Origin of the sequence: Tunturiibacter lichenicola, from assembly GCF_051013355.1 — a bacterium.
Lineage (GTDB): Bacteria > Acidobacteriota > Terriglobia > Terriglobales > Acidobacteriaceae > Edaphobacter > Edaphobacter lichenicola_F.
Genome location: NZ_CP132944.1, coordinates 1,130,832 through 1,144,142, shown reverse-complemented (window position 1 = coordinate 1,144,142; position 13,311 = coordinate 1,130,832). Strand labels below are relative to the sequence as shown.

The window sequence follows — 13,311 nt, the reverse complement described above, 5'->3', positions numbered from 1 at the left end:
GCGAGTCTGGCAGCGGGTTAGCGAGGCGTGATGTCTAGGGCCATGGCCATTGAAACAGCCAGCGCAGGCGCCATCGATCCTGTTGATGCCAGATAATGGCCGGCAGAAGTGTTGCGAACAGTGTGGGAAGCAGCAACTGCAGCCACAGTTCGTGTGTATGGAAGACTCGAACTAGAACTTCACGGGTAGCTCCTTGCGGAAAGTTGCTCAAAAGGAAGACCGCCAGCGAGGCGCGCCCTACCCATGCCAAGCCATCGCCAATCAGATGCTTATCAAGCAACTTCGCCAGCAGAAAAAGTCCAGCCGTTCCAGTCAATCCAAGTCCGATGTAAGTCCATCGGGATGGAGGTCCATAGAGGTAGATCGCCGCAACCTGCAGTGCGCCTAGAGCAACAAATCCCAATGCTGCCGTAGACAACCGCATTCCTTCCATGCGATAAATCCGCGTCCCAACCCACATTCCGGCAGCCAAAAAACAAAAATCGCGTAACACCTGGTTCGTGAGAGGCGGTCCAAACGCTGGAGTCATTCCAACGAGGGCCGCAACCGAAAAGCGCAGCCACGCCGGAACCCGTACCGTCAGCAGAGCAAGCATTAAGCAGACGAACAATACGAAGAGAAACCAGCTCGCCTCCCCATCCATCAGGTTTAGCAGGAAGTCCTTCCAGTGAAAGGCCGAAGATCCGGACTTGAATCGATCGATCAGTGGCCCAATCGCGACGTTAAGCAGAGCGAACAAAACGTACGGGTAGAGTATGGTCTTCAGTTTATCCACAACAAAACGAGGCTTGCCTCGCTTTGTTATGCTGCCAATCACAAACAGCCCCCCAACGAAGAAAAACGCCGGCATATGGAAGCTGTATATAAAAAAGTCAGAGAAGATAGCGCCAGGACCGCTCCACCATCCTCGATGCATCACGCCCTGCGCGGTATGACCGTATGCAACCAGAATAATCGCGATGCCCTTAACTATATCGACGATCTGCGATCTTGCCCCGCTTGTAATTGGCTCCAGAGTGTCTGGTCCGTTTCCTTGTTTGATCATTCACTCCGCCAACGCCATCTGGACTGATTTCGAACATTCTATTGCAGGCATTTCAAATCCAGCAAAGTAGAGATCATCGACCTCTCACAATCCCTACTCCTCTGACTGCTGCTTTGCAGCGATCTGCTCCAACTGCCGTCGCCAATCCAGATCCTCAACGAATCCGCGGCTCGACCGCCACTCCTCCTGCACCTTCACAAATAACTCCAGAAATACTCGCGTCCCCAGCAGTCCCTCGATATCTTTTCGGGCTGCCGTTCCGATCCGCTTCAACATCTCGCCCTGCTTGCCGATCAGGATCGCCTTCTGCCCGGTTCGTTCACAGAAAATAGCGGCAGAGATCTTCGTTACGGGCAGCTTGCCATCCTTCATTTTTTTCAACGAGGCAGGCTCCTCATATTTTTCGATCACTACTGCTGTCGCGTAGGGAACCTCTTCACCAGTCAGCATCAGGATCTTCTCCCGAATCAGCTCCGCCACCAAGAAGCGCTCAGGCTGGTCAGTCAACTGATGTTTTGGAAAATATCGCTGCCCCTCCTTCAACTGCCCCACAACCTTTTCCAGCAGCAGCTCCAACCCCTCCTTCTTCCGAGCCGAAATTGGAATCACATCGGCAAACGAATGAAGCGTCGACCAATGTGCGATCAACGGCAGCAGGTCCTTTTTGGGGATAGCGTCCATCTTGTTCAGCACTAGGATCACTGGACAATCGAGCTTCTTGATCAGCGAAAGGGCAAAGTCATCCTCCGCCGCAGACATCCCCATCCGTCCGGTTGCTTTGGAGCCTTGCGCTGCGTCGGCAGCCTTCGGAAGGCGATGGGTCACATCGACAAGGAACAGCACCGCATCGCGCGACTCCAGCGCGTCATGCACTTCCTGCATCATCCGTCGATCAAGCTGCGTGTCCGGCTTGTGAATTCCCGGTGTGTCTACCAGCACCACCTGTGCCGCGGGGTGTCCAATCTCTCCCTTGGACTTCTTCTTCAATGGGATCTCAAGTACTCCATGAATGCGTGTCCGTGTCGTCTGCGGCTTGTGCGTGACGATAGCGAGTTTTTGGCCCAGCAGGGCATTCAGCAAGGTGGACTTGCCCGCATTCGGGCGACCGATGATTGAGACGAAACCAGAACGAAAGGCCATTTCCTTTATTATGCGCTGTCAAACTCATTGCTACGCGGCCTCGGCTAAACTGGCTCGTATGAATCTCAATCAATTGCGGACCATAATGCGATCCGCTCGAGGTCTGGCCCTGTTACCCATCGTTTCCGCTCCTCTTGTTGCTGCTCAAGCCCTTGCACCCTTTCGCTCGATTGAGATTCACCCGGACCGCACCGTAACGTTCAGCTATAAAGACTCTCTTGCCGCCAAGGTCGAACTTCTCGTAGACGGCCTTAACAAGCCGGTGTCTATGGAGAAGAACGCCGCTGGTATCTGGACCGCGACCACTCCGTCACTGGCGCCACAAATATACGGCTACCACTTCGAGGCAAACGGAGACTTCCGGCTCGATCCGGAAAATCCCAGCACCACCATCAACCTCGTCGACATCTCGAATGTGTTCACAGTGCCAGGCGACACCCCCCAGCCGTGGGAGGAGACCAACGTACCCCATGGCACGCTGCACCATCACATCTATACGACGAGTACAGTTCTCGGCCTCCAGCAGAATCAAAGTAGTTATTACGTCTATACGCCGCCTGGTTACGATGCAAAGGCAAAGAAGCCTTACCCGGTCCTCTATCTCCTCCACGGCTGGAGCGATTCCGATGCTGGATGGACCGCTGTCGGTCGAGCCAATCTCATCTTCGACAACCTGCTTGCAGACGGCAGGATGAAACCGATGGTTGTCGTAATGCCTCTCGGCTACGGTGATATGTCATTTGTCCATGACTTCAACGTCTGGGAAGATCCGGCTGCCATCGACCACAACACCGATCTCTTCACGCGGACCTTACTCACCGAAATCCTTCCTCATGTCGAGTCCGAATATCACGTCTCAAAAGACCGCAGCGACCGCGCCATTGCTGGCCTTTCGATGGGCGGACTCGAAAGCCTTCAGATAGGTCTCACTCACACTGGAATGTTTGCCTGGATCGGCGGCTTCAGCTCAGCTGTTCACAACCTCAACTACGCCCGTAAGCTGGTATCGCTCGATTCGCAGGCAGCAGACCTGCGTCTTCTTTGGATCGCCTGCGCCACCGAAGACTCGCTCATCGAACCCAATCGCAGGTTCGTCGCCTATCTCAAGACAAAAGACATGCCCGTCACGCAGATCGAAACTCCCGGCCTTCATACCTGGATGGTGTGGCGCGACAATCTGATTCACTTCGCCCCGTTACTTTTCCAGAAAAAATAGCCACGAAAATTGGTTCCGATAGCACAAAAAGAAAATAAGTTGCCCCCCGCATCCATCCCGCCACCTCCGCCCGCGTGGCAATTCGCGGATAATCATTCTAGAGAATGGAATCTTTCTTCACACGTTTCAAAAACGTTCTGGTGCTTGTGGCGATCCTGCTCGCGCAGACCATTGGTCTTGCCGTTCAGGTCCGGCGCCCGGTCGAAGCAGGAGCCCCCGACAGCAGCAAGGTTACACTTCTGCGCTACTGGGCCGTCTCTATCGTCAGTCCATTCGAGCGTTTCTTTCATGGCATTGGCTACAACGTTCGACACGGGTGGTCGAATTACGTTGACCTGCGCCACACTCGCCAACAAAACCGCGATCTCCAGGAAGAGATTGCGCGACTCCGCCTTGAACAGGCTGCTTTCGCCGAAGATGCCATGCAGGGGCATCGCCTGCAGGCCCTATTGGACTTCCAGCAGCACTATGTCGCAACCACCGTCGCTGCCCAGGTCATAGGCACCAGTGGCAACGATTTGTCCCGTGTCATCTACATCGATAAAGGATCTAAGGACGGCCTCAAGGCCGATCAGGCGGTCATTACCCCTGACGGCATCGTCGGAAAACTGCGCGACGTCTTTCCACATACCTCGCAGGTTCTGCTTATCAATGACCAGACCTCCGGCGCTGGCGTGCTCTTGGCCACCACGCGCATCCGGGCCATTCTCCGCGGCAGCACCACCGGCCAGATCCTTATCAACAACTTAACCCCTGACGATCGCATCAAGCCTGGCGAAAAGGTGCTCAGCTCCGGTGGCGATCAGGTCTATCCGCGCGGCCTTCCGGTTGGCACCATTGAATCGATCAAGATCGACCCCGACCACCAGCCCTACACTCTCATCCAACTTCGTCCAGCGGCCAACCTCAATCAGCTCGAAGAGGTCCTCGTCATTACGGGCAGTCAAACCGAACTTCCCGTTCAGGCTCAGAAAGATCTAGCCACAGGGGCTGCCACTGCTGAGGCCCAGGCTGCAGCGAAGCAACTCGCCGATCAGCAGGCCGCCGAAGCTGCCGCCAGATCTGCCGCACAAATTGTGGCGGACCGTCTACCGAGCATCCACGACTCCGACTCAGACGCGCAAACGACACCGAGCACCACTGGCGCACCGACAACGCCCCCAACTAAGGTCGTTCCCAAGCCTCTCCTAACCATTCGCCCGGACCGCTACACTCCCGGGGCTACGCCGTCGGCAGCAGATCTCAAACCCGGTGCTAGCGAAAACAACCCAATCAGCACAGTCCCAGCGCAGACGACCCAGCCCGCAGCAACACCATCATTGCCTGCGGCTCCAAAGCCTCGTAAACCACAATCTCTGCCCGAATCAACGAAACCTTCGGACCCTCAACCGTAGCAACAACTAAAACCACAAGCCACAAATCGACAAAAGCCAACACGATCCTTCAATATTCTTATGGCCACCCGCAGCTACACATCCCGCCGAGAGCTAGAGCAGCACAGCTTCCCCCCTGCCGTGGCAGTGCTGGTGCCGCTCGGCGCGATCTTGCTCCAGGCGCTCCTCCCGAGACCCTTTCCCCGTCTCGCCATCCTCGATCTTCCTCTCATCGTCACTGTCTTCTTTGCGGTCTCTCGCCGCAACCCCGTCGCCGGAACCCTCACTGGAGCCGCCATCGGTCTGCTTCAGGATGCCCTGACAGCCCAGCCCATCGGAGTCAACGGTATGGCAAAGTCGGTAATCGGCTACATCGCCGCCAGCATCGGCATCCAGGTCGACGTCGAAAACCTCACCACCCGCGTTCTCATCAACTTTGGCTTCTTTCTCATCAACAGCTTCCTGCTCTTCCTTATCAACCGCCGCCTCCTCGGCCTTACCAACTTTCATATCCATTGGGGGCATGAACTTATCCGCGCTGCAATCAACACCATCGTTGCCCTTCCGATATTTTTCCTGCTTGATAACACCAAGCGCCGCGAATAGAACCTGGTATCAAATCGTCTAATTGACAGTCGCCAGACCCAACAGTGGTAGCCTCAAGCACCAATACCGGCCGTAAACTGAAATCAGCATGGAATTAGCCCACCATATCGACCCGAATGACCTCGGCCCTAACGGCAAGGCCGAAAAAGTCTCTGCGGGCAAACTTCATGCAGCCCAGTACATTGTTGCGGCTATTCTCATCATTCTCATCACCGGTCTCTGGCGCCTCCAGGTACTTGGCGCGGATAATTTCCGTGCCCTCGCAGAGGCCAACCGGATCCGCAAGGTTCCTATCCTCGCCCCCCGTGGTCGCCTGTTCGACCGCGAAGGCCGCCTCCTCGTCGATAACTACCCATCCGTCTCCTGTTACCTGCTGCGCGAGCAGGTCAAAGATCTTGACACGGATCTTCCGCTGATCGCGCAAGGCCTTCACATCTCTGTCGAGCAGATCCAAGCCACTCTCCGCCGCTACGAGATTGCTCCCAAATACCAGCCCATTCCTCTCAAGCAGGACATCTCGCCCGACGAACAGGCTTTCATTGCAGCCCACCGCGATGAGCTCCCCGAGCTCGAAACCCTCGACGAGCAGCGCCGCCTCTATCCCAGTGACGGATTCGCCGCCCACCTCATCGGTTACGTCGGCGAAGTCTCCGAACAGATGCTCAACGATCCACGCTACGCCTTTTACTCTTCGGGGGACGTGGTCGGGCGCTCCGGTGTCGAGCAGACCTACGATGCGCTTCTTCGCGGAGTCGATGGCAGCCGCGACGTCATCGTCAACAGCCACGGCAAAGAGCTTGGCCACCTCGGCCAGGAGCTCGCAACACCCGGCAAAGACCTCAAGCTCACCATCGACCTCGACATCCAGATGGCCGCCGAGAGAGCCATGGAGGGTAAGAACGGCGCGCTGATCGCCATGGATCCGCACACCGGCGAGATTCTTGCCATGGTCTCCCGCCCCACCTACGATCCCAACCAGTTTTCCGTTCGCCTCACCCGAGCTTACTGGAACCAGATCATCACCGACCCGAACCATCCCCTGCTGAACAAGACCATCCAGGCACAGCTTGCGCCGGGTTCAACCTTCAAGATCATCATGTCGTTTGCCGGGCTCGAAGAGAACGTCGCTCAGACCATGCGCGTGGTGTGCAACGGCGGCGCCTCGTTCTACGGGCACTTCTTCGCCTGCGATAAACATCACGGCATGGTCGATATCGACCACGCGATTCCGTGGTCCTGCGACACCTACTACTACACGCTGGCTGAAAAGCTCGGCATCGACACCATCGCCAAATATGCCACCGCGGTAGGGCTCTCGCAGAAGACCGGCATCGACCTGCCGGACGAGGCCGCCGGTACTATGCCCTCCACCCAATGGAAGCTTAAGAACTTCCATGACAAGTGGTTCGCCGGCGAGACCATCTCGGTTGGTATCGGACAGGGCGCCACAACAGTCACGCCTCTGCAGCTCGCACGAGCTCTCGGCGGCATCGCCTCCGGCGGAGCCCTCAAACGCCCGCATGTCGTCTTCCCTGACGAGGTTCCTAAGGAGATCGAGGAAAACATCCTCGCCAGCTACCCCGGCTCCGGCGACCGCGTCATCCCCATTACCCCCGCCAACTGGGAGACCATCACCGACGCCATGGCCGCCACCACGACCACGGGCACCGCCGCAGCCGTCCACCTGGCGGGCATCGACTTCGCCGGCAAGACCGGAACTGCCCAGGTTGTCAGCCACAGCGCCGGGGCCACCAGCCTCGGCAAGGGAGCCGAGCGCGCCAACGCCTGGTTCGTGGGAATGGCACCGCGCCGCAATCCGGACATCGTCGTTGCCGTTCTGTGCGAGCATGGCGGCTGGGGAGCCGAAGCCTCCGCCCCGCTCGCTGCTCAGGTCATCAACGCCTACGTCAACAAGCAGCGCAAGCGCGATAACAATATCCGAATCGCTACTACACCCGAGCCTGCCAAACCCGACACAGCCCCAGCTGCTCCCTCCGCCCCAAAGACCTCGACCCCGAGTGCCGAATAGAAAGCCGCTTCACCGCGTCACGGATGCCCTCTCACCCTTCGTACGAAACCGTGACACGCCAACATAGAACGTATTTTGCATCTGTGCGGGTAACCACACAGGTCCCTCTGCTCCGGTCGGCATTCGCGCGTAACAATCCATCGCGCGAATAGTTACACTACAACCAGCCAACATGCCCCGCCTCTCCTCCTATCGCGACTTCGACTGGGTCCTCCTGGGTTTCGTCCTCCTTCTCTCGGTCATCTCTGTTCTTGAGATCAAGTCTGCAACCCTCCACACCAAGTTCCACGGCTTCGACCACAAGCAGATCCAATTCCTCGCGGTCGGACTGGTGTTGATGTTCCTCATCTCCTTGATCGACTATCACCGGCTCATTGACATCATCCATTGGGCATATGGCATCAGCATCCTATCGCTCGTCGCCGTCCTGATCGTCGGCACCAAAGTTCTCGGCGGACGTCGCTGGATCAAGTTTCCAGGCGGCATCCACTTTCAACCCTCCGAATGGGTCAAGTTGATCCTCATCCTCGCCGTGGCCCGCTACTTCTGGGGACTCGTAGGCAAAGAACTGACCTGGGCCGACATCGGTAAAGCCGCTGCAATGGTATGCGTCCCTATGGCGTTGGTCCTCAAACAGCCTGACCTCGGCACCGCCCTGACGTATCTGCCCATCCTGATCTGTGGTCTGTTCCTGGGCGGCATCCGCTTCAAACAAGTAGGCCTCATCGTGCTGGCAATTGCTTTGGTTGGCGGCATCGCCGTGAAAAGCGGCAAACATCTCAAGCCCTACCAGCAGGCGCGCATCAACGCCTTCATTAATCCCGACTCCGATCCCCGAGGCTCCGGATATCAGATCCGCCAGTCTCTTATCGCAGTCGGTTCCGGCGGTATCTGGGGCAAGGGCGCCAACAAAGGCACGCAGACACAGGGCGATTTCCTCCCCATCCCGTACACCGACTTTATCTTTGCCGCCTTCTGCGAAGAACACGGCTTCGTCGGCGCCATTGGCGTCCTGCTCCTCTACTTCCTCATCCTCATGCGGTTAATTCAGAACGCGCAAACCGCCTCCGACCTTCCCGGCAGCTTCATCATCATGGGGGTGGTCGCAGTGATCGTCTTTCAGATCGCGGTCAACGTAGGCATGGTCGTCGGACTCATGCCGGTCACCGGAATTCCTCTGCCCCTGCTCAGCTACGGAGGCTCTTCGGTTCTGTTTACCTTCCTCTCCTTGGGCATCGTCATGAATATTCGCATGCGCCGGTTCGTCAACTAAGCTACTGATACTGACCCCGACAACGGAAAGCAACCAGTTCAAAAACAGGATCCGATTGTTAACGTTGTGCGACAGCTTAAATTCCCGCTGCTACGCATTTAGTGCAATACTGTTAACAGCACCTGTTCGGCTGTAGATGCCGCTCAGTGTACCCGCTACTCCGGCGCACGGTCGCCAGTCAGCGGAAACAAAGACTTTTTGAAGAAAAGGCCGGCCAGCCAGAGACATCGATCCGTTGGCCGGACAGGTTTTAGGGAAATGATTGCATCCGGATGGCGAACGGCCCCGCCTCAAGTCTCTGATTTTGAGGTTGTTCTGGTCACAAACTCCGCATGTCAGCACTTGCTCGAAGCATCCCTCCGTGTTCCCGATCTACCCGGTATCGCCCAATCCGCCCTCCAGGGGAGTGCGCTCAAGGCAGAGCTGTATTCACACCTCGCACCGGCCGTCGAGTTTCGTTCACGCGCTTCCGCAGCCCGTACCCTGTCCGCTCCACGGTGAGCCGCTCCTGGCCCTCAAGCCAGGTAAGCTCCCGATTGTTCTCTGTCGCGTCTGTCGCTCGAACCTCAACCAGGTCGGGCAGAAAGAGCACAGCGAATGTCGAAAGAAATTTATATCTCCAGTACCCCACACGAGACTCGTCTCGCCATCGTCGAAAACGACGCCCTAACCGAAATCTACTACGAACGCGAAAACGAATACACGCTCGCGGGCTCCATTTATAACGGCAAAGTCACTCGCGTCCTCCCTGGCATGCAGTCTTCCTTCGTGGACATCGGCCTTGAGCGCGACGCCTTCCTCTACATCACCGATTTCATGGAAGAAGCCGGCGACTCTGCCGATTTTGACACCAACGGCGACTCCGGCCGCCGCTCGGAAGGCCGCCGCAACGACCGTGGTGACCGCAGCGGCACGGCCCCAATCCTGGAAGGCACCGTAGCCAGCCCCCCGGATCGTCTCGATCAAACCACAGACTCCGGCAATCGCTCGTCCGAGCGCACAGACCGCGGAGATCGCAACGGGCGCAACGACCGCGGCGGTGGTGGCCGAGGCCGTCGTGATCGCAACGGCAACCGCGACCGTCAGCCTGTCTCCAACACCGCTGCGCCGACAGATACTCCCGACGCTATCCGTGAAGAATTCAACCGCCCTGACGTTGATTACTCGGCTGACTCAGCCCCTGAAAGCGCTCCCTTCGCCCCGAACGATGGAGTTGAACTTGGCGAAGGCGCCCCCGGAGCCGACGGTAGTCGCCGCTGGCGTGGCCGTCGTGGCCGCAGACGCGGCCGTGGACCTGGCCAGCGCGACGAGTCCCCGCAGATAACCAACACTGCGGGCACTGAGTCCCAAGTTGAAGTCTCTTACAACGACGACTCCTTTGATTCGTTTGCCATCGACGGTGCAGCGGCACCAACGACCCCGAACCCGATCTCCCCAGTCGCTCCTGCCTCAACCGAGGCCAACGGCGTACCCCAGGAGAATAACGGCCGAGGCGATCGCGATCGCAGAGGCGGCGACCGTGGCGATCGAAACAATAGGGGCGATCGCAACCGCAACGACCGTGGCAACCGAAACGATCGTGGTGGCCGCGACCAACGCGAACCCCGCATTCCTCGTGGCTTCGCACCCAAAGCATCTCTCTACGGTGTGGACGACACCCCCGCCTACAATCAGGCTCCCGAACTCGATGCCATCTCTCCCGAGGCTATCGTCCTCCCCGGCGAGTCCCTCTCCAAATATCGCAAGGGTGGCGAAGAGCCAGCCGCCACATCGTCCACGCCTGCCGAAATCAATGTCATCATCCCATCCGCGCCGTCGTTTAGCATCCCCGACGGTTGGGACGGCGGCGCAACTCTCCCGGGTGAGAGCTTGTCACGTCATCGGAGATCCGAAAATCGTCAGCAACAGCGTGCCGAGCATCGTGAGAGCGACCGCGCCGACTACCGCAACAACACCGAGCCACACCACCCGCTCGCGCAGCTAGTCCACGAACCAGACACTCTGAGCACTGCACAGATCGTCGAGGCGCAGCCCGAGGTTAGTGTCGCAATCGCAGCCGATCAGCCCCATCAAGAAGCCGCAACTCCGGTCGCTCCCGTTGAGTACGAACCAACCGATGCCTCCGCCTCTTACCGCATCGATCCTGTAGCCCCCAGCGAATTTCGCCAGAGCGCTCCAGTCCTCGATGCACCCGAAGCGGCACCCGAAGCTGCACCCGAAGAAACGCAGTTCGAAGCGGACACTCACAACCACAACCCTGTCCACACCATTACGCCAAGCCCAGAAGAGCCTGTAGCGCAGGTTCAGGCACAGCACACGCAGGAGCCCATCGCAACTGCCTACGAGAAGTTCGACTGGCAGACGGATGCGGCGCCCGCAATTGTTGCTGAGGCTGTCCCGGTTTCCCATGAGCTGACCACTCTCCATGCCACCGGCGAGATGCACTCTGAAGCGCCCGTCGCGACCTTCATTCCTGAGCATGCGAGCGAACCTGCCTCGCCCATCGAGCATGAAACCGCGATCGCCAATCCAGCGGACAATCAGATCGCCGACGTTAGCGCTGGCATACCTCAGCATGCCCCCGGCATCGGCACTTTCGAAGAGGAGACCTTCGACGAGGAGGACTTCAATACGACCCTCCACGCCAGTTCCATCGAAGAGATGGACGACTTCGACGAAGAGGAGACCCTCGAAGGCGCCGCAGATCTCGGCACCATGATCCGCGAGATGTCCATCGACCAGATCACTCGCTCTGGCGATGTCGACGAGGAGGAAGACGACCTCGAAGAAGAGGACGCAATCCACGATCCCCTCAGCGATGATCTTGATGACACTGACGAAGAAGATGACGAAGATCTCGACGAGTCCGATACCGAAGAAGACGTCATCCACGAAGACTTCACCGAAGGTGATGAGGTTGCAGCGTCCAACGGCATCGATCAAGCGAACACTGGCGCCGTAGCTCCTTCACAGGATCGTGAAAATAACCGTAGCCGCGGCCGCCGCGACGGTCGTCGTGATGGTCGTCGCGGAGACCGCTTTGGCCGCAGTGATCGTGGATCGAGCAGCGATCGTCCCCGCAACATGGGCGGCGCAGGCGATCGCGAGCGCTCCGGTGGCGGAGGCCGCGACCGGCGTGGTGGCCGCAGTTCCATGCAGTCCACCAACCTCCCGGCCATCAGCGAGCTGCTCAAGCCGGGTCAGGAGATCCTCGTTCAGATCGCGAAGGAACCCATCGCCAAGAAGGGCGCCCGCATCACTTCGCACATCGCGCTCCCGGGCCGCTTTCTGGTCTTCATGCCAACCGTCAATCACACCGGCGTCTCGCGCAAGATCGAGTCCGACGGCGAACGTCGCAGGCTAAAGGAGATCCTCCTCAGCGAAAAGGGAGAGGCTACCGGAGGCTTCATCGTCCGCACAGCAGCCTCAGGCGCAAGCGAAGAGGAGCTTCGTTCAGACCTCCGCTTCCTCCTCAATCTCTGGGCCGATATCAAGCAGCGCTCCGAATCCTCAAAGTCGCCGGCCCTCATCTATCACGACCTCAATCTCGTCGAGCGCATCCTCCGCGACCAGGTCACCGACAACTTCTCCGCCATCTGGGTCGATACCGAGACCGACTACGAGCGCATTCTCCGTTTCCTCCAGCGTTTTCAGCCGTCGCTCATTCGCCGCGTCAAGCTCTACACGAAGGAGACGCCACTCTTCGAGCAGTTCGGCATCACCGAAGAGATCAATAAGGCTCTTCGCTCCAAGGTGTGGCTCAAGTCCGGCGGCTCCATCGTCATCAACCAGACCGAAGCACTCGTCGCGATCGACATCAACACCGGCAAATTCGTCGGCAAGACCGCTCGCCTGGAAGACACCATCGTCAAAACAAACCTCGATGCTATCCCCGAGATCGTTCGTCAGATTCGTCTACGTGACCTCGGAGGAATCATCATCATCGACTTCATCGACATGGATGAGCGCAAGAACCGGAACAAGGTGATGGCTGCCTTGGAAGAAGAGTTGAAGACAGATCGCGCTCCATCGAAGGTTCTTCAGTTCAACGACTTTGGCCTAGTCGCCATCACACGGAAGCGCGTCAAGCAGTCGCTCGAGCGCACTCTGTCGACGACCTGCAACGTCTGCGTGGGAACCGGAATGGTCAAGTCACCCGTCACCGTCTGCAACGACATCTACATCGAGATGCGTAAGATGCAGAAGCATCTTGACCGCGGCGATGTCATGCTGCGCGTCAACCCCGAGGTCGTCAAACAACTCAAGGCACCGGGCACCAAGTGGCTGCAGGAGATGGAAGAGATGGTGGGCAAGACCATCCTCGTCAAATCCGATCCCGCCCTCCACCCCGAGCAGTTCGACATCCACTAGGAGTCGTCGCACCTGGAAATCTCTCGTCGGCTATGACGCGCGAAAGATATCTTCGGAGCTGCGGCTCTGACCCACGGCCTCTTCACTAACTCCGGGGCACCCTCCAAGGGTGTCCCGATTACTCGATTGTCAAGATTTTGTCGGCAACACAAGAACAAAAACTCCTGCATCCCTGTCATCCCAAACGAGATTTTCTACGTCTTACACAACAAGCGCGTTACAGTTGGGTTCAAGCCTCTGAAGAACTTAACCGCAACA

General features: G+C 58.0%; 9 protein-coding genes. 6 read left to right on the top strand and 3 right to left on the bottom strand.

Annotated elements, in window-relative coordinates; translation table 11 throughout:
- Window positions 1-34: 34 nt before the first annotated feature.
- Window positions 35-1,045 (bottom strand): acyltransferase family protein, encoded by a 1,011-nt coding sequence (locus RBB82_RS04905; protein ID WP_433974004.1) that lies wholly within the window; start codon window positions 1,043-1,045, stop codon window positions 35-37.
- A gap of 93 nt (window positions 1,046-1,138) precedes the next feature.
- Window positions 1,139-2,185, bottom strand: coding sequence for a GTPase Era (gene era, locus RBB82_RS04900; protein WP_433974003.1), 1,047 nt, complete (start codon window positions 2,183-2,185; stop codon window positions 1,139-1,141).
- A gap of 85 nt (window positions 2,186-2,270) precedes the next feature.
- Here era and RBB82_RS04895 point away from each other — a divergent pair, with 85 nt between their 5' ends.
- The 5 genes from RBB82_RS04895 (at window position 2,271) to rodA (ending at window position 8,682) form a co-directional block, all read left to right on the top strand.
- The gene (locus tag RBB82_RS04895) at window positions 2,271-3,401 is read left to right on the top strand and encodes an alpha/beta hydrolase-fold protein (RefSeq protein ID WP_433974002.1); all 1,131 of its coding nucleotides are present in this window, start codon (window positions 2,271-2,273) and stop codon (window positions 3,399-3,401) included.
- Window positions 3,402-3,505: 104 nt separating this feature from the next.
- Window positions 3,506-4,795 carry a rod shape-determining protein MreC gene (gene mreC / locus RBB82_RS04890; RefSeq protein WP_433974001.1) on the top strand — a complete coding sequence of 430 codons (1,290 nt, stop codon included), beginning with the start codon at window positions 3,506-3,508 and terminating at the stop codon, window positions 4,793-4,795.
- 60 nt (window positions 4,796-4,855) lie between these two features.
- Complete coding sequence (gene mreD, locus RBB82_RS04885) at window positions 4,856-5,380, top strand: rod shape-determining protein MreD (protein WP_433974000.1); 525 nt, start codon at window positions 4,856-4,858, stop codon at window positions 5,378-5,380.
- Between the two features lie 88 nt (window positions 5,381-5,468).
- Window positions 5,469-7,409, top strand: coding sequence for a penicillin-binding protein 2 (gene mrdA, locus RBB82_RS04880; protein ID WP_433973999.1), 1,941 nt, complete (start codon window positions 5,469-5,471; stop codon window positions 7,407-7,409).
- A gap of 172 nt (window positions 7,410-7,581) precedes the next feature.
- Window positions 7,582-8,682: a rod shape-determining protein RodA gene (gene rodA, locus RBB82_RS04875; RefSeq protein ID WP_433973998.1), complete on the top strand. Its 1,101-nt coding sequence runs from the start codon at window positions 7,582-7,584 to the stop codon at window positions 8,680-8,682.
- A 412-nt stretch (window positions 8,683-9,094) separates the two neighbouring features.
- Here rodA and RBB82_RS04870 read toward each other — a convergent pair whose 3' ends face one another.
- Window positions 9,095-9,274 (bottom strand): hypothetical protein, encoded by a 180-nt coding sequence (locus RBB82_RS04870; RefSeq protein WP_433973997.1) that lies wholly within the window; start codon window positions 9,272-9,274, stop codon window positions 9,095-9,097.
- 5 nt (window positions 9,275-9,279) lie between these two features.
- On the opposite strand from RBB82_RS04870, the gene RBB82_RS04865 reads away from it, so the two are divergent.
- On the top strand, window positions 9,280-13,053 hold the full coding sequence (locus tag RBB82_RS04865) for an Rne/Rng family ribonuclease (RefSeq protein ID WP_433973996.1): 3,774 nt from the start codon (window positions 9,280-9,282) through the stop codon (window positions 13,051-13,053).
- The last annotated feature ends 258 nt before the right edge of the window (window positions 13,054-13,311 follow it).